The sequence below is a fragment of the Metabacillus litoralis genome, assembly GCF_020524045.1.
GTDB lineage: Bacteria > Bacillota > Bacilli > Bacillales > Bacillaceae > Metabacillus > Metabacillus litoralis_C.
Genome location: NZ_JAIVKL010000020.1, coordinates 31371 through 49458 on the forward strand (window position 1 = coordinate 31371; position 18088 = coordinate 49458).

Here is an 18088-nt window from a genome sequence, read left to right on the forward strand (position 1 = left end):
GAGTTATGTTGACATCCATCTCTTCCAATGTTACTATATTCAAGGTGCTCAATCTTAAACCTGTTGCTTTGGAGGATATAGAATTATGTCTTATGAAAAAGTATCACAGGCAACCAAAATAATTGTTGGTACTAAGCAATCAGTCAAAGCTCTATTAAACAATGAAGTTAGAGAGATCATCATTGCTGAAGATGCTGATTATCGAATTGTCCAAAAGATAATTCATACAGCAGATCAACAGCAAGTTCCTTTAACGAAGGTTACTTCTATGAAAGAGCTTGGTAAAGCTTGTGGAATTGAAGTTGGAGCTGCAGCTGTAGCTATAATACAGTAAAAACTGTTTTTGCAATTTATATATGATATGTTGCAGGAACTTTGTTTTTGCCTAAATATGAACCACCTGGATGTGTGGTATTGAAGAAATGAAGGGAGGAAAACCAAAATGCCTACTATTAACCAATTAGTGCGTAAAGGTCGCGTAAGCAAAGTTGAGAAATCTAAATCACCTGCATTAAACAAAGGTTACAACAGCTTCAAAAAAGAGCAAACGAACTTATCATCACCTCAAAAGCGTGGTGTTTGTACTCGTGTAGGTACGATGACGCCGAAGAAACCTAACTCAGCGCTTCGTAAATATGCTCGTGTACGTTTAACTAACGGAATTGAAGTAACAGCTTATATTCCTGGTATTGGTCACAACTTACAAGAACATAGTGTTGTTCTTATCCGTGGCGGTCGTGTAAAAGATTTACCGGGGGTACGTTACCACATCGTTCGTGGAGCGTTAGATACTGCTGGAGTTGATGGCCGTATGCAAGGTCGTTCTAAATACGGTACGAAACGCCCTAAAGTAAAAAAATAATCATCAAATAAATTAAACTGAAATGAAGGGAGGACATAACATGCCACGTAAAGGTCCTGTTACAAAAAGAGATGTATTACCAGATCCACTTTACAATTCAAAGCTTGTTACACGTTTAGTAAACAGAATTATGATCGACGGAAAAAGAGGTAAAGCACAATCTGTACTTTATAATGCTTTCGATTTAATTAAAGAACGTTCAGGTAAAGATGCTATGGAAGTGTTTGAACAAGCACTTAAAAACATCATGCCAGTTCTTGAAGTTAAAGCACGTCGTGTTGGTGGAGCTAACTACCAAGTACCTGTTGAAGTGCGTCCTGATCGTCGTACAACTTTAGGTCTTCGTTGGTTAGTAAACTACGCTCGTCTTCGTGGAGAAAAGACGATGGAAGAGCGTTTAGCTAACGAAATTCTTGATGCTGCTAACAATACTGGTGCAGCAGTTAAGAAACGTGAAGATACACACAAGATGGCTGAAGCAAATAAAGCATTTGCTCACTATCGTTGGTAATCATTAGACAAAACTAAAATAAAACAAAAAAATTCCAATTTGGAAGGAGAAATTACCCAATGGCAAGAGAGTTCTCCTTAGAAAATACTCGTAATATTGGTATCATGGCTCACATTGATGCTGGTAAAACAACTACAACTGAGCGTGTACTTTATTACACTGGTCGAATTCATAAAATCGGCGAAACTCATGAAGGTGCATCTCAGATGGACTGGATGGAGCAAGAACAAGAGCGTGGAATCACGATTACTTCTGCTGCGACAACTGCGCAGTGGAAAGGTCACCGCGTTAACATCATTGATACACCAGGACACGTAGACTTCACTGTTGAAGTTGAACGTTCTTTACGTGTACTTGATGGTGCAGTAGCTGTACTTGATGCACAATCAGGTGTTGAGCCACAAACTGAAACAGTTTGGCGTCAAGCTACAACTTATGGAGTTCCTCGTGTTGTGTTCGTTAATAAAATGGACAAAATCGGTGCAGATTTCTTATATTCTGTAGGAACTATCCATGATCGTCTTCAAGCTAATGCTCACCCAATCCAATTACCGATTGGTGCTGAAGATCAGTTTGAAGGTATCATTGATTTAGTAGAAATGAAAGCAACGTTCTATGGTAATGATTTAGGTACTGATATCGTTGATAAAGAGATACCTGAAGAATACTTAGATCAAGCTAATGAATACCGTGAAAAGTTAGTAGAAGCAGTATCAGAACTTGATGAAGATTTAATGGAAAGATACCTTGGTGGAGAAGAAATCTCTAACGATGAGCTAAAAGCTGCAATTCGTAAAGGTACACTAAACGTTGAGTTTTATCCTGTAATCTGTGGATCTGCTTTCAAAAACAAAGGTGTTCAAAAAATGTTGGATGCAGTACTAGACTACCTTCCATCACCTCTTGATGTACCTGCTATTAAAGGTATTGTTCCTGAGACTGAAGAAGAAGTTACTCGTGAATCTAGCGATACTGCACCATTCTCTGCATTAGCTTTCAAAGTAATGACAGATCCTTACGTTGGTAAACTTACATTCTTCCGTGTATACTCAGGTACGTTAAGTTCTGGATCATACATCCAAAACTCTACTAAAGGTAAACGTGAACGTGTAGGTCGTATCCTTCAAATGCATGCAAATAGCCGTGAGGAAATTTCAGAAGTTCACTCTGGAGATATTGCTGCAGCAGTAGGTTTAAAAGATACAACTACTGGTGACACTCTATGTGATGACAAAAACCTTGTTATCTTAGAGTCTATGCAATTCCCAGAACCAGTAATCCAACTTTCTGTTGAACCAAAATCTAAAGCAGACCAAGATAAAATGACAACTGCTTTAGTGAAACTTCAAGAAGAAGATCCAACATTCCGTGCTCACACAGATGTTGAAACGGGTCAAACAATCATCGCAGGTATGGGTGAACTTCACTTAGATATCTTAGTTGATCGTATGAAACGTGAATTCAAAGTTGAAGCTAATGTTGGTGCTCCTCAGGTTGCTTACCGTGAAACGTTCCGTCAAGGAGCAAAAGTTGAAGGTAAGTTTGCTCGTCAATCTGGTGGACGTGGACAATTTGGTCACGTTTGGATTGAGTTTGCACCTAATGAAGAAGGAAAAGGTTTTGAGTTCGAAAACAAAATCGTTGGTGGTGTAGTTCCTCGTGAATACGTGCCTGCAGTTCAAGCTGGTCTTGAAGATGCAATGGGCAATGGTGTTCTTGCTGGTTACCCATTAGTTGATGTTAAAGCTGCACTTGTTGATGGATCTTACCATGATGTTGACTCAAGTGAAATGGCATTTAAGATCGCTGCTTCTTTAGCTCTTAAAAATGCAGTGTCAAAATGTAGTCCAGTAATTCTTGAGCCTGTTATGAAGGTTGAAGTTGTTATTCCAGAAGAATACATGGGAGATATCATGGGGGGAGTAACATCTCGTCGTGGACGTGTAGAAGGAATGGAAGCTCGTGGTAACGCGCAAGTTGTTCGTGCGATGGTTCCACTTTCTGAAATGTTTGGATATGCTACTTCATTACGTTCTAACACTCAAGGTCGTGGAGTATTTACAATGCACTTTGATCACTATGAAGAAGTACCAAAATCAATTTCTGAAGAAATTATCAAAAAAAATAAAGGTGAGTAATTGATTTTTCTCCCTTTAATGAAGTATAACTACTTATGTGAGAACAGAAAGTGAAGTTATCACTTTCTGTTACATATATTTTAAAACAATAATTAAAACTCTGAGGAGGAATTTAGAATGGGTAAAGAAAAATTCGACCGTTCCAAAACGCATGCTAATATTGGTACAATTGGACACGTTGACCATGGTAAAACAACTTTAACAGCTGCAATCACAACTGTACTTGCTAAGCGCAGTGGTAAAGGTGCAGCGATGGCATATGATATGATCGATGCAGCTCCAGAAGAGCGTGAGCGTGGAATCACAATTTCAACTGCACACGTTGAGTATGAAACTGACACTCGTCACTATGCACACGTAGATTGCCCAGGACATGCTGACTATGTTAAAAACATGATCACTGGTGCAGCACAAATGGATGGTGGTATCTTAGTAGTATCTGCTGCTGATGGCCCAATGCCACAAACGCGTGAGCACATCCTTTTATCTCGTCAAGTAGGTGTTCCTTACCTTGTTGTATTCTTAAACAAATGTGACATGGTTGATGACGAAGAATTATTAGAATTAGTAGAAATGGAAGTTCGTGACTTACTATCTGAGTACGAATTCCCTGGTGATGATGTACCAGTAATCAAAGGTTCTGCTCTTAAAGCTCTTGAGGGTGAAGCTGACTGGGAAGAAAGAATCGTTGAACTTATGAACGCAGTTGACGAATACATCCCAACTCCAGAACGTGACACTGAAAAACCATTCATGATGCCAGTTGAGGATGTATTCTCAATCACTGGTCGTGGAACAGTAGCTACAGGTCGTGTTGAGCGTGGACAAGTTAAAGTTGGTGACACAATCGATATCATCGGTATTACTGAAGAGCCAAAATCAACTACTGTAACAGGTGTTGAAATGTTCCGTAAACTTCTTGATTATGCTGAAGCTGGAGATAACATCGGTGCACTTCTTCGTGGAGTTGCTCGTGACGATATCCAACGTGGACAAGTACTTGCTAAACCAGGTACAATCACTCCACACACAAACTTCAAAGCAGAAATCTATGTATTATCTAAAGAAGAGGGTGGACGTCATACTCCATTCTTCACTAACTACCGTCCTCAGTTCTACTTCCGTACAACTGATGTAACTGGTATCTGTCAACTTCCTGAAGGCGTAGAAATGGTTATGCCTGGGGATAACGTAGAAATGACAGTTGAACTTATTGCTCCAATCGCGATTGAAGAAGGTACTAAATTCTCAATCCGTGAAGGTGGACGTACAGTAGGCGCTGGCGTAGTTGCTTCTATCCAAAAATAATATATCTTCTATATAGAAGAAATAAAAAGCGAGCATATTAACATGCTCGCTTTTTTGTGCTTTAACTTATTGATATGTTCTTTCTAATATTCCTTTTAGTTTATCTCATCTATTGAAGCTTTACTTTGTTCCATATATTTAAAAAAACAAGGGTGGTTAATAAAAACTTATGAATAGGCAAGTTTATCTTTTATTTTTAAAGTTTGATTTTAGAATAATGAAGGTAACAACTCTGTATAAAGTCTAGTCGCATCTTTCTTCTACAGATCGCACCTTTAATTTGAAAATAATTGGTTCTAATAAATAGAAACGTCAATAAGAAAGAATCCTTTAGATAAGAGCCATTATAATATGTACTCCAAACAATTTAATAGTTTTCCTTCTATATATATAGGTCCATTTTGTAATATAAGTCAATAATCTAATATCTAATGATCTTATATATAAAGATAATGATAACAGATTAATGCTTCTTTTTTTTTCTCTTAGAGATTGAAAAAGAATTTAGTCTTTAACAATGTACAACTATTTTAATCTCTAATTCTTAATGTACTAGAAATAAAATCCATATAGGCTTTTGTTGATATTGCTATACAATCTATGTATAATAGTAAAAGTGCTCAAGATTACTAATAAATATAAATTAGCTCTTGCATATAACTTAGGTTTTTTGTATAATAGACAATGTTGGTCTTTGACTGCGATGAAGCAAGAGGTTGCCGATACACACGGCCGCTTTGCCATGGCGTGTGTAGGGAAAATTCTTGCGGAGAAAATGTCTATTTTAAAAATAGGCGAAAAGGAGGGAAAATAATGGCAAAACAAAAGATTCGTATTCGTTTAAAAGCTTATGATCATAGAATTCTTGATCAATCAGCTGAAAAAATCGTAGAAACTGCAAAACGTTCTGGTGCAAATGTATCTGGTCCAATTCCGTTACCAACCGAAAGATCGGTATACACAATCCTACGTGCGGTTCATAAGTACAAAGATTCTCGTGAGCAATTTGAGATGCGTACACATAAACGTTTAATTGATATCATCAGCCCAACACCACAAACTGTTGATGCGCTAATGCGTTTAGACTTACCGTCTGGTGTTGACATTGAAATCAAACTATAATTTTAAAAAATAAATTAATGAATTTTAATAGGAGGTGTGACTCATGACCAAAGGAATCTTAGGAAGAAAAGTAGGTATGACGCAAGTATTTGCTGAAAATGGTGATTTAATTCCGGTAACTGTTATCGAAGCTACTCCAAACGTTGTACTTCAAAAGAAATCTGTTGATACTGATGGATACACAGCAGTTCAATTAGGATTTGAAGACAAACGTGAGAAGTTATCTAACAAACCAGAAAAAGGCCACGTAGCTAAAGCTAATACTGCACCTAAGCGCTTCGTTAAAGAACTTCGTGAAGCTAGCTTAGAGCAATACGAAGTTGGTCAAGAAGTCAAAGTTGATATATTCACTGCTGGTGAAACAGTTGATGTAACAGGAGTATCTAAAGGGAAAGGTTTCCAAGGCTCTATCAAGCGCCACAACCAATCTCGTGGGCCTATGTCTCATGGTTCTCGTTACCATCGTCGTCCAGGTTCAATGGGACCTGTAGCACCAAACCGTGTATTTAAAAACAAACTTTTACCAGGTCGTATGGGTGGAGAACGTATTACTGTTCAAAACTTAGAAATCGTTAAAGTAGATGCTGAACGCAATCTATTATTAATCAAAGGTAATGTACCTGGACCTAGAAAAGCTCTTATTACTGTGAAAAGTGCAGTAAAATCTAAATAATTTCAGTAGGAAAGGAGGAATTGGGTAATGCCTAAAGTAGCATTATTAAACCAAGCTGGATCAAACGTTGGAGAAATCGAACTTAATGATTCTGTATTTGGTATCGAACCTAATCAGCATGTATTATTTGATGCGGTTATCATGCAAAGAGCTTCCTTACGTCAAGGAACTCACAAAGTAAAAGGTCGTTCTGAAGTAGCAGGCGGAGGACGCAAACCTTGGCGTCAAAAAGGAACTGGTCGTGCTCGTCAAGGATCAATCCGTTCGCCACAATGGCGCGGTGGTGGTATCGTATTCGGACCAACTCCACGTTCATATGCATATAAATTACCTAAAAAAGTTCGCCGCTTAGCGATCAAATCAGCTTTATCATCAAAAGTAGTTGACAACAGTATCGTTGTGTTAGAGGATTTAGCGCTTAATGCACCTAAAACGAAAGAAATGTCTTCAGTCCTTAAAGGCCTTTCTGTAGAGAAGAAAGCATTAATCGTAACAGCTGACATTAACGAAAATGTTGCATTATCAGCACGTAATATCCCTGGAGTAACAGTTGTTACTGCTAATGGAGTTAACGTTCTTGATGTGCTTAACCATGATAAACTTATTATGACGAAAGCTGCAGTGCAAAAAGTAGAGGAGGTGCTTGCGTAATGAAAGATCCTCGTGATATTATTAAGCGCCCCGTAATTACTGAACGTTCAACTGATCTTATGACTGAGAAAAAATATACTTTTGAAGTTGATGTTAGAGCTAATAAAACTGAAGTTAAAGATGCGATCGAATCAATCTTTGGCGTTAAAGTTGAAAAAGTTAACATCATGAACTATAAAGGTAAATTTAAACGCGTAGGTCGTTACAGCGGTTTAACTAACCGTCGACGCAAAGCAATCATTAAGCTTGCTGCGGATAGCAAAGAAATCGAATTATTTGAAGTATAAATTTTAATAGAAAAGGAGGGATATCGATATGGCGATTAAAAAATACAAACCAACCTCAAACGGTCGTCGTGGAATGACAGTATCAGATTTTGCTGAAATTACTACGGACCAACCTGAAAAGTCATTACTTGCACCTGTTCATAGAAAAGGTGGACGTAATAACCAAGGTAAAATTACAGTTCGTCACCAAGGGGGCGGACACAAACGCCAATATCGTGTGATCGATTTTAAACGCGACAAAGATGGTATACCAGGACGCGTTGCTACAATCGAGTACGATCCAAATCGTTCTGCAAACATTGCACTTATCAATTATGTTGATGGTGAAAAAAGATACATCCTTGCTCCTAAAAACCTTAAAGTAGGTTTAGAGATTATGTCTGGTCCTGAAGCCGACATTAAAGTAGGAAATGCACTTCCATTAATTAATATCCCTGTTGGTACAGTAGTACACAACATCGAATTAAAACCAGGAAAAGGCGGACAATTAGTTCGTTCTGCAGGAACATCTGCTCAAGTTCTTGGTAAGGAAGGTAAATACGTACTAGTTCGTTTAAATTCTGGTGAAGTTCGTATGATTCTTTCTTCATGCCGCGCGACTGTAGGTCAAGTAGGTAACGAGCAACATGAATTAATCAACATTGGTAAAGCAGGTCGTTCTCGTTGGTTAGGTAAACGTCCAACAGTTCGTGGATCTGTAATGAACCCTAATGACCATCCACACGGTGGTGGTGAAGGACGTTCTCCAATCGGACGTAAATCACCAATGTCTCCATGGGGTAAACCAACTCTTGGTGCTAAAACTCGTAAGAAGAAGAACAAATCAGATAAATTTATCGTACGTCGTCGTAAAAAATAACGTGGTTGAACTACGGTTCATTCGAACCGTAGCACGATCGCGAAGGGAGGTACAATCATGGGCCGTAGCTTGAAAAAAGGACCATTCGTGGATGAACATTTAATAAGCAAAGTTGAAAAATTGAATGAAACTGAAAAGAAGCAAGTAATTAAAACTTGGTCTCGTCGTTCTACAATTTTCCCACAATTCATTGGTCACACAATTGCAGTTTATGATGGACGTAAACATGTTCCTGTATATGTAACTGAGGACATGGTAGGACACAAACTTGGTGAGTTTGCACCTACACGTACTTACAAAGGTCATGCAAATGACGATAAAAAAACAAGACGTTAATGAGAGGAGGCATTTTACATGCAACAATCTAAAGCTGTCGCAAGAACAGTTCGCATTGCTCCTCGTAAAGCTCGTTTAGTTTTAGATCTTATTCGAGGTAAGCAAGTAGGCGAAGCAGTAGCGATTTTAACACATACGCCAAAGGCTGCTTCTCCAATCATAGAGAAAGTTTTAAAATCAGCAGTGGCAAACGCTGAGCATAACTATGAAATGGACATTAATAGCTTAGTTGTAACTGAAGCTTTTGCAAATGAAGGTCCAACTCTTAAACGTTTCCGTCCACGTGCTATGGGTCGTGCAAGTGCTATCAACAAGCGTACAAGTCACATCACAATCATCTTAACAGAAAAGAAGGAGGGATAAACTGTGGGTCAAAAGGTAAATCCAGTCGGTCTTCGTATTGGGGTTATTCGTGATTGGGAGTCAAAATGGTTCGCTGGAAAAGACTACTCAACTCTTTTACATGAAGATATCAAAATTCGTGAATACGTTACTAAGCGTCTTAGTGATGCATCTGTATCTAAAATTGAGATCGAACGTGCAGCTAACCGTGTAAACATTACTATCCACACTGCTAAGCCAGGTATGGTTATCGGTAAAGGTGGTACGGAAGTAGAAGCACTTCGTAAAGCACTAAATCAGTTAACTGGTAAACGTGTGCATATCAATATCTTAGAAATCAAAAAAGCTGATTTAGATGCTAAATTAGTTGCTGAAAATATCGCACGTCAATTAGAGAATCGTATCTCATTCCGTCGTGCTCAAAAACAAACTATTCAACGCGCAATGCGTTCTGGTGCACAAGGTATTAAAACACAAGTATCTGGTCGTTTAGGTGGAGCAGATATCGCACGTGCAGAACATTATAGCGAAGGAACAGTTCCACTTCACACGCTTCGTGCTGATATCGATTACGGAACAGCTGAAGCTGATACAACTTACGGTAAATTAGGCGTTAAAGTATGGATCTATCGTGGAGAGGTTCTTCCTACTAAGAAGAAAACTGAGGAAGGAGGAAAATAATATGTTATTGCCAAAACGCGTAAAATATCGCAGAGAGCACCGTGGAAAAATGCGCGGTCGTGCTAAAGGCGGTACTGAGGTTCATTTCGGTGAATTTGGTATTCAAGCTCTAGAAGCTTCATGGATTACAAACCGTCAAATCGAGGCTGCTCGTATTGCGATGACACGTTACATGAAACGTGGCGGTAAAGTTTGGATTAAAATCTTCCCTTCTAAGCCTTATACAGCAAAACCTCTTGAGGTGCGTATGGGATCTGGTAAAGGTGCTCCAGAAGGTTGGGTAGCAGTAGTAAAGCCAGGTAAAGTTTTATTTGAAATTTCAGGTGTTTCTGAAGAAGTAGCTCGTGAAGCATTACGTTTAGCTTCTCATAAATTACCGATTAAAACGAAATTTGTAAAACGTGAAGAAATTGGTGGTGAATCTAATGAAAGCTAATGAAATTCGTGACCTTACCACTGCTGAAATTGAACAAAAAGTAAAGTCTCTTAAAGAAGAATTATTCAACCTTCGCTTTCAACTAGCGACAGGACAATTAGAAAATACTGCTCGCATTCGTGAAGTTCGTAAATCTATCGCTCGTATGAAAACTGTTATACGTGAAAGAGAACTCGCTGCTAATAATCGTTAATAAGAGAGGAGGTTTACCGAATGAGTGATCGTAACCAACGTAAAGTGTATACTGGTCGTGTTGTTTCTGACAAAATGGATAAAACAATCACAGTTCTTGTAGAAACTTATAAAACACATTCACTATACGGCAAACGTGTAAAATACTCTAAGAAATTCAAAGCACATGATGAAAACAACCAAGCAAAAACTGGTGATATTGTAAGAGTAATGGAAACTCGTCCATTATCAGCTACTAAGCGTTTCCGTCTAGTAGAAATCGTAGAAGAAGCTATTATCATTTAATATTTGTTCGGATAGTTAATTCCGAAGGGAGGTAACATAAGTGATCCAACAAGAGTCTCGTTTAAAAGTTGCTGACAACTCTGGTGCTCGTGAAGTACTTACAATTAAAGTATTAGGTGGTTCTGGTCGTAAGACTGCTAACATCGGTGATGTAATCGTATGTACGGTAAAACAAGCAACACCAGGTGGCGTTGTCAAAAAAGGTGAAGTTGTTAAAGCTGTAATCGTTCGTACTAAGAGTGGTGCACGTCGTTCTGATGGTTCTTACATCAAATTTGACGAAAATGCATGTGTTATTATACGTGACGATAAAGGCCCGCGTGGTACTCGTATTTTCGGACCTGTTGCACGTGAATTACGTGAAAACAATTTCATGAAAATCGTTTCTTTAGCTCCGGAAGTTCTATAATAAATATCATTGCGTTACTAAGGAGGTGCGACAGGATGCATGTCAAAAAAGGTGATAAAGTAATGGTTATCTCTGGTAAGGATAAAGGAAAACAAGGTGTAATACTTGCTTCTTATCCTAAAAAAGATCGTGTGCTTGTAGAAGGTATTAACGTTGTGAAAAAACACGCTAAACCATCTCAAGCTAATCCACAAGGTGGAATCTTAAGCCAAGAGGCACCTATCCATGTATCAAATGTTATGCCACTTGATCCAAAATCAGGTGAGCCGACTCGTGTTGGTTCTAAAGTGGTAGACGGTAAAAAGGTACGTGTAGCTAAAAAATCTGGTGAAACTTTAGATAAATAGTAAATCAGGAAGGGAGGTATTTGTATGAACCGCCTTAAAGAAAAGTATCAAAATGAAATTACGCCTGCATTAGTGAAAAAGTTTTCTTACAAATCAGTAATGCAAGCTCCTAAATTAGAAAAAATCGTAATCAACATGGGTGTTGGTGATGCAGTTTCAAACTCTAAATCATTAGATGTTGCTGTTGAAGAGTTAACTCAAATCACTGGACAAAAACCAGTTGTTACTAAAGCTAAAAAATCAATCGCTGGTTTCCGTCTTCGTGAAGGTATGCCAATCGGTGCAAAAGTTACATTACGCGGTGAGCGTATGTACCAATTCTTAGATAAGTTAATCGCTGTTTCATTACCACGTGTACGTGATTTCCGTGGAGTTTCAAAGAAATCATTTGACGGTCGCGGTAACTACACATTAGGTGTTAAAGAGCAATTAATCTTCCCTGAGATTGATTATGATAAAGTAAACAAAGTTCGTGGTATGGATATCGTTATTGTTACAACTGCGAATACTGATGAAGAAGCACGTGAACTATTAACACAGTTCGGAATGCCGTTTCAAAAATAATCGCTAAGTAAAGGGAGGCGAAATTGTGGCTAAAAAATCAATGATTGCTAAGCAAAAGCGCACGCAAAAACACCCAGTACAAGAGTACACTCGTTGCGAACGTTGCGGACGTCCACACTCTGTACTACGCAAATTTAAACTTTGCCGTATTTGTTTCCGTGAACTTGCTTACAAAGGTCAAATTCCAGGCGTGAAAAAAGCTAGCTGGTAAAACCGTAAAACGGGAAGGAGGTTATTTAGTAATGGTTATGACAGATCCTATTGCAGATATGCTTACTCGCATTCGTAATGCGAATATGGTACGTCACGAGAAACTTGAGTTTCCTGCATCAAAAATCAAGAAAGAAATTGCTGAAATTCTTAAGCGTGAAGGTTTCGTACGTGACGTTGAATATGTAGAAGATAACAAACAAGGTATCATTCGTATTTTCCTTAAATACGGATCAAATAATGAGCGTGTAATTACTGGTCTTAAAAGAATCAGTAAACCAGGTTTACGTGTTTATGCTAAATCTGATGAAGTACCACGTGTACTTAACGGTTTAGGAATCGCGATCGTTTCAACTTCTCAAGGTGTTTTGACTGACAAAGAAGCTCGTGCAAAACAAGCTGGTGGAGAAGTATTAGCATACGTTTGGTAATAAGTTTAAAATGAATGGAGGTGTAATGAATGTCTCGTATTGGTAAAAAACTACTTGAAATCCCTGCTGGTGTTACTATTGATATCGCTGAAGATAACACAGTAACAGTTAAAGGTGCTAAAGGGGAATTAACTCGTACATTCAACCCTGATATGAAAATCTCTATCGAAGAGAATATTTTAACAGTATCTCGTCCTTCAGATGCGAAAGAACACCGTGCTCTTCACGGTACTACTCGTAGCTTATTAGGTAACATGGTAGAAGGCGTTTCTAAAGGATTTGAAAGAGGATTAGAGCTTATCGGTGTCGGTTACCGTGCTTCTAAATCTGGCGATAAATTAATTCTTAACGTTGGTTACTCTCACCCTGTTGAGATCACACCAGAAACTGGTATCGAAATTGAAGTACCAACACAAACAAAAGTGCTTGTTAAAGGTACTGATAAAGAACGCGTAGGTGCTATTGCTGCAAATATCCGTGACGTTCGTCCACCAGAGCCTTACAAAGGTAAAGGTATTCGCTATGAAGGCGAAAAAGTTCGTCGTAAAGAGGGTAAAACTGCGAAGTAATATCGCTTAGATGATAAGAAAGGAGTGACCTAAATGATTATTAAGGCTGATAAAAATGCTGTACGTAAAAAAAGACATGCTCGTGTTCGTTCTAAATTAACTGGTACAACAACACGTCCACGTCTAAACGTATATCGTTCAAACCAACACATTTACGCTCAAGTAATTGATGATACTAATTCAGTTACTCTAGTAAGTGCTTCTACATTAGAAAAAGATTATAATTCTGATTCTAAGAGCAATGTTGAAGCAGCGAAAAATATTGGTGAATTAGTAGCAAAACGTGCTATTGAAAAAGGTGTTAAATCTGTCGTTTTTGATCGCGGTGGATACTTATATCATGGTCGTATTAAGGCTCTAGCTGAAGCTGCTCGCGAGGCTGGACTTGAATTTTAATCGCAAAAGGAGGGACATAAAGAATGCGTCGTATTGATCCAAACAAATTAGAGCTTGAAGAACGCGTAGTTACCGTTAACCGTGTTGCTAAAGTTGTTAAAGGTGGTCGTCGTTTCCGCTTTGCAGCACTTGTTGTTGTAGGTGATAAAAACGGTCATGTAGGCTTTGGTACTGGTAAAGCACAAGAGGTACCTGAAGCAATCCGTAAAGCTATTGAAGATGCTAAAAAGAACTTAATTGAAGTTCCTATGGTTGGTGCAACAATTCCTCACCAAGTTATCGGTCAATTTGGAGCAGGAAATATTCTTTTAAAACCAGCTTCTGAAGGTACTGGGGTTATCGCTGGAGGACCTGTTCGTGCGGTATTAGAATTAGCAGGTGTAGCAGATATCCTATCTAAATCTTTAGGTTCAAATACTCCAATAAATATGATCCGTGCTACTATTTCTGGATTAAGTGAACTTAAAAGTGCAGAAGATGTTGCTAAGTTACGTGGAAAAACGGTCGAAGAACTGTTAGGATAAGGAGGGAACAAGATGGCGAATAAGTTAGAAATTACCCTCACTCGCAGTGTGATTGGTCGTCCTGAAGATCAACGAGTTACTGTTAAAACACTTGGACTTAAAAAGTTACACCAAACTGTTGTTCAAGAAGATAATCCTGCGATTCGCGGTATGATTAATAAAGTTGCTCACTTAGTTACAGTTAAAGAACAATAAAAGAAACATCAATATATAAGGAGGTGTCCCGATGAAACTTCATGAGTTGAAACCTGCAGAAGGATCACGCAAAACACGTAACCGTGTTGGTCGTGGTATTGGATCTGGTAATGGTAAAACAGCTGGTAAAGGTCATAAAGGACAAAACGCTCGTTCTGGTGGTGGAGTTCGTCCTGGATTCGAAGGTGGTCAAACTCCTTTATTCCAACGCTTACCTAAACGTGGTTTTACGAACATTAACCGCAAGGACTTTGCAATTGTTAACCTTGAGACTCTTAATCGTTTTGAAGATGGTACTGAGGTTACTCCAGAACTTTTACTTGAAACAGGTACTGTTAGCAACGTAAAATCTGGTGTGAAAATCCTAGGTAATGGTCAATTAGAGAAAAAACTTACTGTAAAAGCTAACAAATTCTCAGCTTCTGCTAAAGAAGCTATTGAATCTGCTGGCGGTACAGCTGAGGTGATCTAATGTTAAAAACAATCTCCAATTTTATGCGCGTGGGTGATATTAGAAGTAAGATCATATTCACCCTTTTAATGTTAGTAGTATTTCGTATCGGTACTTTCATTCCAGTTCCTAACGTCAATGCTGATGTTTTAAAGGCTCAGGATGAATTAAATGTGTTCGGAATTCTAAATACATTCGGTGGTGGAGCATTATATAACTTCTCAATTCTTGCGATGGGTATAATGCCGTATATTACAGCTTCAATCATTATTCAACTTTTACAGATGGATGTTGTTCCGAAGTTTACTGAATGGTCTAAACAAGGTGATGTTGGGCGTCGTAAGTTAGCTCAATTTACAAGATACTTTACAATAATATTAGGTTTTATCCAAGCGTTAGGTATGTCTTACGGGTTTAACACTCAATCAGGAGGAATGTTAATCAAGAATCCTGGTATAGGAACATACTTGTTAATTGCGATTGTATTAACAGCTGGTACAGCATTTTTAATGTGGTTAGGAGAACAAATCACTTCTAAAGGTGTGGGTAATGGTATTTCCATTATCATTTTTGCAGGGATTGTTGCTAGTATTCCTTCAACTGTTAACCAAATATATGCGCAACAGTTTGAAGATGCTGGTGATCAACTGTTCTTAAGAATTATTACAGTTGTCATCCTTTTATTAGCAATATTAGCTGTTGTAGTTGGCGTTATCTTTATTCAACAAGCACTTCGTAAAATCCCGATTCAGTATGCTAAAGGTTCTGGAGGAAACAACATGGGTGGAGGTCATACGACTCATCTACCATTGAAAGTGAATCCAGCTGGTGTAATTCCTGTAATCTTTGCAGTTTCATTTATTATTACACCACCAACCATTGCAGCATTTTTCGGTCCTAACGATGTGACAGCTTGGATATCGAAAACATTCGATTACACACAACCTATTGGTATGATTATATATGTCGCATTAATTATCGCTTTCACATACTTCTATACTTTTGTTCAGGTTAATCCAGAACAAATGGCAGAAAACTTGAAGAAACAAGGCGGCTATATTCCTGGTATTCGTCCAGGTAAGAGCACTCAAGAATATGTTACAAAGGTATTATATCGTTTAACTTTTGTTGGTTCTCTTTTCTTAGCAGCTATAGCTATTCTTCCTGTTTTCTTTATTAAGTTTGCTGATCTTCCTCAATCCGCTCAGATTGGTGGAACTAGTTTACTAATTGTTGTTGGGGTTGCCCTTGAAACAATGAAACAACTAGAAAGTCAGTTAGTGAAACGTCATTATAAAGGTTTTATAAAATAAGAGGATGTGGGAGTCTCTTCCCATTCCTTCTATATAGAGACTGAGGGGGGGAATACAAATGAATCTAGTATTGATGGGCCTTCCTGGTGCTGGGAAAGGTACTCAGGCTGAACGTATTGTAGAGAAATACAACATCCCTCATATCTCAACAGGAGATATGTTTAGAGCTGCTATGAAAGAAGAAACAGAACTAGGTCTACAAGCTAAGTCATTTATTGATAAAGGTGAACTTGTTCCAGATGAAGTAACCATTGGTATTGTTCGTGAACGATTGGGAAAGAATGATTGTCAAAAAGGTTTTCTTTTAGATGGTTTCCCTAGAACTGTTGCTCAAGCAGATGCGCTTGAAGGAATTCTAGCAGATCTTAACAAACAGATAGATTATGTCATCAATATCGAAGTCAATAAAGACATCCTGATGGAGCGCTTAACTGGTCGTAGAATCTGTAAACAATGTGGAGCAACCTACCATTTAGTATTTAATCCACCTACTGAAGAAGGTAAGTGTGATAAATGTGGTGGAGAGCTATACCAACGTGCAGATGATAACGAAGAAACGGTTGCAAATCGTTTAGAAGTTAATCTTCAACAAACTCAACCTCTATTAGATTTCTATAACGAAAAAGGTTATTTGAAAAATATTGATGGTGAACAGGATATTAAACAGGTATTTGTTGATGTAGACCAGTTACTTGGGGGATTAAATGCATGATCATTTGTAAGACTCAGCGTGAACTTGATATAATGCGAGAAGCTGGTCGGATAGTGGCGTTAACTCATCAAGAGCTGAAAAAGCATATTAAACCAGGTATCACGACGAAGGAATTGGATGCAATTGCAGAAAAGTTTATTCGTTCTCATGATGCAATCCCATCCTTTAAAGGGTATAATGGTTTTCGCGGAAGCATTTGTGCTTCTGTAAATGAAGAACTCGTTCACGGTATACCGGGAGATCGTGTATTAAGTGAAGGAGATATTATCAGCATTGATATTGGTGCTAAATATAATGGGTATCATGGAGACTCAGCTTGGACTTATGCAGTAGGTGAAATTTCAGATGGAGCGAAAAGACTTTTAGAAGTAACGGAAGAGTCTTTATATAAAGGTCTTAATGAAGCTAAACCTGGTGATAGACTTTCAAATATTTCTCATGCAATTCAAACATATGTTGAAGAACATAATTTTTCAGTTGTAAGAGAATATGTGGGTCATGGTGTTGGGCAAGAATTACATGAAGACCCGCAGATTCCTCATTATGGTCCACCTAATAAGGGCCCAAGGCTTAAGCCGGGCATGGTATTAGCGATTGAGCCAATGGTTAATGCAGGAACTCGTTATGTTAAAACACTAGCAGATGATTGGACTGTTGTTACAGTAGATGGTAAAATGTGTGCTCATTTTGAACATACAATTGCTATTACTGAAACAGGATATGAAATCTTAACAAAAGCCTAAATGAAGGTGACATTGCTTAAACGAACCGAATTTCGATTCCAGGTGTGTTACAGCTTGTCTAGCATATTATTGGGTTAGCTAAGAAGTATACGCCAAATTGATAAGGAATTCGTTAATAGCTGATGGAGAAAAGTAAATTAAAGATCTCCAATTAGAAAGATGTTCATCATCAAGAATTCTTTTATAGCGTATCTCCGGAAGTTCAGAACAGTATAATGGAAGCAGGTCGTGTGACAAATAGGAATTTAACTCTTAAGTTTGTCGATGAGCAAGTTACTGATTTGATGAAGGGAGAACAGTTCAATGGCGAAAGACGATGTAATTGAAGTTGAAGGAACTGTTACAGAAACATTGCCAAATGCAATGTTTAAAGTAGAATTAGAGAACGGTCATACGGTTTTAGCACATGTATCTGGGAAGATTCGTATGCATTTTATCCGTATTTTACCTGGAGACAAAGTTACGGTAGAATTATCTCCATATGATTTAACACGTGGCAGAATAACGTACCGTTTTAAATAATTAGCACTCCGTACTACTA

Annotated in this window: 30 protein-coding genes and 1 pseudogene; all 31 read left to right on the forward strand. The window is 38.2% G+C overall.

All coding sequences use genetic code 11. The features are described from left to right. Positions 1 to 85 precede the first annotated feature (85 nt). The 31 genes and pseudogenes from LC076_RS20570 to infA all read left to right on the forward strand — a co-directional run bounded on the left by LC076_RS20570 (position 86) and on the right by infA (position 18069). Positions 86 to 334, forward strand: a complete 249-nt coding sequence (locus tag LC076_RS20570; RefSeq protein WP_226671031.1) for a 50S ribosomal protein L7ae-like protein — start codon at positions 86 to 88, stop codon at positions 332 to 334. A gap of 108 nt (positions 335 to 442) precedes the next feature. Next, positions 443 to 862: a 30S ribosomal protein S12 gene (rpsL, locus tag LC076_RS20575; protein ID WP_146950507.1), complete on the forward strand. Its 420-nt coding sequence runs from the start codon at positions 443 to 445 to the stop codon at positions 860 to 862. Positions 863 to 902: 40 nt separating this feature from the next. Continuing rightward, on the forward strand, positions 903 to 1373 hold the full coding sequence (gene rpsG / locus LC076_RS20580) for a 30S ribosomal protein S7 (RefSeq protein WP_111618110.1): 471 nt from the start codon (positions 903 to 905) through the stop codon (positions 1371 to 1373). A gap of 59 nt (positions 1374 to 1432) precedes the next feature. Further along, a complete protein-coding gene (gene fusA, locus LC076_RS20585) occupies positions 1433 to 3511 on the forward strand; it encodes an elongation factor G (protein ID WP_226671040.1) in 2079 nt (692 codons plus the stop codon). 117 nt (positions 3512 to 3628) lie between these two features. Further along, positions 3629 to 4819, forward strand: a complete 1191-nt coding sequence (gene tuf / locus LC076_RS20590; RefSeq protein WP_226671044.1) for an elongation factor Tu — start codon at positions 3629 to 3631, stop codon at positions 4817 to 4819. Positions 4820 to 5632: 813 nt separating this feature from the next. After that, a complete protein-coding gene (rpsJ, locus tag LC076_RS20595) occupies positions 5633 to 5941 on the forward strand; it encodes a 30S ribosomal protein S10 (RefSeq protein WP_026561219.1) in 309 nt (102 codons plus the stop codon). Positions 5942 to 5984: 43 nt separating this feature from the next. Then, the gene (gene rplC, locus LC076_RS20600; protein ID WP_226671046.1) at positions 5985 to 6614 is read left to right on the forward strand and encodes a 50S ribosomal protein L3; all 630 of its coding nucleotides are present in this window, start codon (positions 5985 to 5987) and stop codon (positions 6612 to 6614) included. A 27-nt stretch (positions 6615 to 6641) separates the two neighbouring features. Beyond that, on the forward strand, positions 6642 to 7265 hold the full coding sequence (gene rplD, locus LC076_RS20605; protein ID WP_226671048.1) for a 50S ribosomal protein L4: 624 nt from the start codon (positions 6642 to 6644) through the stop codon (positions 7263 to 7265). Then, positions 7265 to 7552, forward strand: a complete 288-nt coding sequence (gene rplW / locus LC076_RS20610; protein WP_146950512.1) for a 50S ribosomal protein L23 — start codon at positions 7265 to 7267, stop codon at positions 7550 to 7552. Before rplD ends, rplW begins: the two co-directional genes overlap by 1 nt. Positions 7553 to 7580: 28 nt before the next feature. Beyond that, positions 7581 to 8411 carry a 50S ribosomal protein L2 gene (rplB, locus tag LC076_RS20615; protein ID WP_146950513.1) on the forward strand — a complete coding sequence of 277 codons (831 nt, stop codon included), beginning with the start codon at positions 7581 to 7583 and terminating at the stop codon, positions 8409 to 8411. Between the two features lie 57 nt (positions 8412 to 8468). Then, positions 8469 to 8747, forward strand: coding sequence for a 30S ribosomal protein S19 (gene rpsS / locus LC076_RS20620; protein WP_146950514.1), 279 nt, complete (start codon positions 8469 to 8471; stop codon positions 8745 to 8747). An 18-nt stretch (positions 8748 to 8765) separates the two neighbouring features. Next, positions 8766 to 9110 carry a 50S ribosomal protein L22 gene (gene rplV, locus LC076_RS20625; RefSeq protein WP_146950515.1) on the forward strand — a complete coding sequence of 115 codons (345 nt, stop codon included), beginning with the start codon at positions 8766 to 8768 and terminating at the stop codon, positions 9108 to 9110. A 3-nt stretch (positions 9111 to 9113) separates the two neighbouring features. Further along, on the forward strand, positions 9114 to 9770 hold the full coding sequence (gene rpsC / locus LC076_RS20630; protein ID WP_226671050.1) for a 30S ribosomal protein S3: 657 nt from the start codon (positions 9114 to 9116) through the stop codon (positions 9768 to 9770). 1 nt (position 9771) lies between these two features. Then, positions 9772 to 10206: a 50S ribosomal protein L16 gene (gene rplP, locus LC076_RS20635; protein WP_003225801.1), complete on the forward strand. Its 435-nt coding sequence runs from the start codon at positions 9772 to 9774 to the stop codon at positions 10204 to 10206. Then, on the forward strand, positions 10196 to 10399 hold the full coding sequence (gene rpmC, locus LC076_RS20640; protein ID WP_098798317.1) for a 50S ribosomal protein L29: 204 nt from the start codon (positions 10196 to 10198) through the stop codon (positions 10397 to 10399). Before rplP ends, rpmC begins: the two co-directional genes overlap by 11 nt. Before the next feature lie 20 nt (positions 10400 to 10419). Continuing rightward, complete coding sequence (rpsQ, locus tag LC076_RS20645) at positions 10420 to 10683, forward strand: 30S ribosomal protein S17 (RefSeq protein WP_146950517.1); 264 nt, start codon at positions 10420 to 10422, stop codon at positions 10681 to 10683. A gap of 40 nt (positions 10684 to 10723) precedes the next feature. After that, the gene (rplN, locus tag LC076_RS20650) at positions 10724 to 11092 is read left to right on the forward strand and encodes a 50S ribosomal protein L14 (RefSeq protein ID WP_146950518.1); all 369 of its coding nucleotides are present in this window, start codon (positions 10724 to 10726) and stop codon (positions 11090 to 11092) included. Positions 11093 to 11127: 35 nt separating this feature from the next. Further along, the gene (rplX, locus tag LC076_RS20655) at positions 11128 to 11439 is read left to right on the forward strand and encodes a 50S ribosomal protein L24 (protein ID WP_226671052.1); all 312 of its coding nucleotides are present in this window, start codon (positions 11128 to 11130) and stop codon (positions 11437 to 11439) included. 24 nt (positions 11440 to 11463) lie between these two features. After that, positions 11464 to 12003, forward strand: coding sequence for a 50S ribosomal protein L5 (gene rplE, locus LC076_RS20660; RefSeq protein ID WP_204956140.1), 540 nt, complete (start codon positions 11464 to 11466; stop codon positions 12001 to 12003). 25 nt (positions 12004 to 12028) lie between these two features. Next, positions 12029 to 12214 (forward strand): type Z 30S ribosomal protein S14, encoded by a 186-nt coding sequence (locus tag LC076_RS20665; protein ID WP_204956139.1) that lies wholly within the window; start codon positions 12029 to 12031, stop codon positions 12212 to 12214. 31 nt (positions 12215 to 12245) lie between these two features. Next, a complete protein-coding gene (rpsH, locus tag LC076_RS20670; protein ID WP_146950521.1) occupies positions 12246 to 12644 on the forward strand; it encodes a 30S ribosomal protein S8 in 399 nt (132 codons plus the stop codon). 29 nt (positions 12645 to 12673) lie between these two features. After that, positions 12674 to 13213, forward strand: a complete 540-nt coding sequence (gene rplF, locus LC076_RS20675) for a 50S ribosomal protein L6 (RefSeq protein WP_204956138.1) — start codon at positions 12674 to 12676, stop codon at positions 13211 to 13213. Between the two features lie 33 nt (positions 13214 to 13246). Continuing rightward, positions 13247 to 13609, forward strand: coding sequence for a 50S ribosomal protein L18 (gene rplR / locus LC076_RS20680; RefSeq protein ID WP_226671053.1), 363 nt, complete (start codon positions 13247 to 13249; stop codon positions 13607 to 13609). Between the two features lie 23 nt (positions 13610 to 13632). Then, entirely contained in the window at positions 13633 to 14133 is a 501-nt protein-coding gene (gene rpsE, locus LC076_RS20685; protein WP_204956136.1) for a 30S ribosomal protein S5, read from the forward strand. 12 nt (positions 14134 to 14145) lie between these two features. Next, on the forward strand, positions 14146 to 14328 hold the full coding sequence (gene rpmD, locus LC076_RS20690) for a 50S ribosomal protein L30 (protein WP_146950525.1): 183 nt from the start codon (positions 14146 to 14148) through the stop codon (positions 14326 to 14328). A 31-nt stretch (positions 14329 to 14359) separates the two neighbouring features. Continuing rightward, complete coding sequence (gene rplO / locus LC076_RS20695; protein ID WP_226671055.1) at positions 14360 to 14800, forward strand: 50S ribosomal protein L15; 441 nt, start codon at positions 14360 to 14362, stop codon at positions 14798 to 14800. Continuing rightward, positions 14800 to 16092 carry a preprotein translocase subunit SecY gene (secY, locus tag LC076_RS20700; protein ID WP_226671057.1) on the forward strand — a complete coding sequence of 431 codons (1293 nt, stop codon included), beginning with the start codon at positions 14800 to 14802 and terminating at the stop codon, positions 16090 to 16092. Before rplO ends, secY begins: the two co-directional genes overlap by 1 nt. 58 nt (positions 16093 to 16150) lie before the next feature. Then, positions 16151 to 16804, forward strand: a complete 654-nt coding sequence (locus LC076_RS20705) for an adenylate kinase (protein WP_226671059.1) — start codon at positions 16151 to 16153, stop codon at positions 16802 to 16804. Then, positions 16801 to 17547, forward strand: a complete 747-nt coding sequence (gene map / locus LC076_RS20710) for a type I methionyl aminopeptidase (RefSeq protein WP_226671060.1) — start codon at positions 16801 to 16803, stop codon at positions 17545 to 17547. The genes LC076_RS20705 and map overlap by 4 nt, the downstream gene beginning before the upstream one ends. Positions 17548 to 17729: 182 nt before the next feature. Beyond that, positions 17730 to 17873, forward strand: a pseudogene (locus LC076_RS20715) (RNA-binding protein); the annotation flags it as partial. Further along, positions 17851 to 18069: a translation initiation factor IF-1 gene (gene infA / locus LC076_RS20720; RefSeq protein WP_040372572.1), complete on the forward strand. Its 219-nt coding sequence runs from the start codon at positions 17851 to 17853 to the stop codon at positions 18067 to 18069. The pseudogene LC076_RS20715 and the gene infA, both read left to right, overlap by 23 nt. Positions 18070 to 18088: the final 19 nt, after the last annotated feature.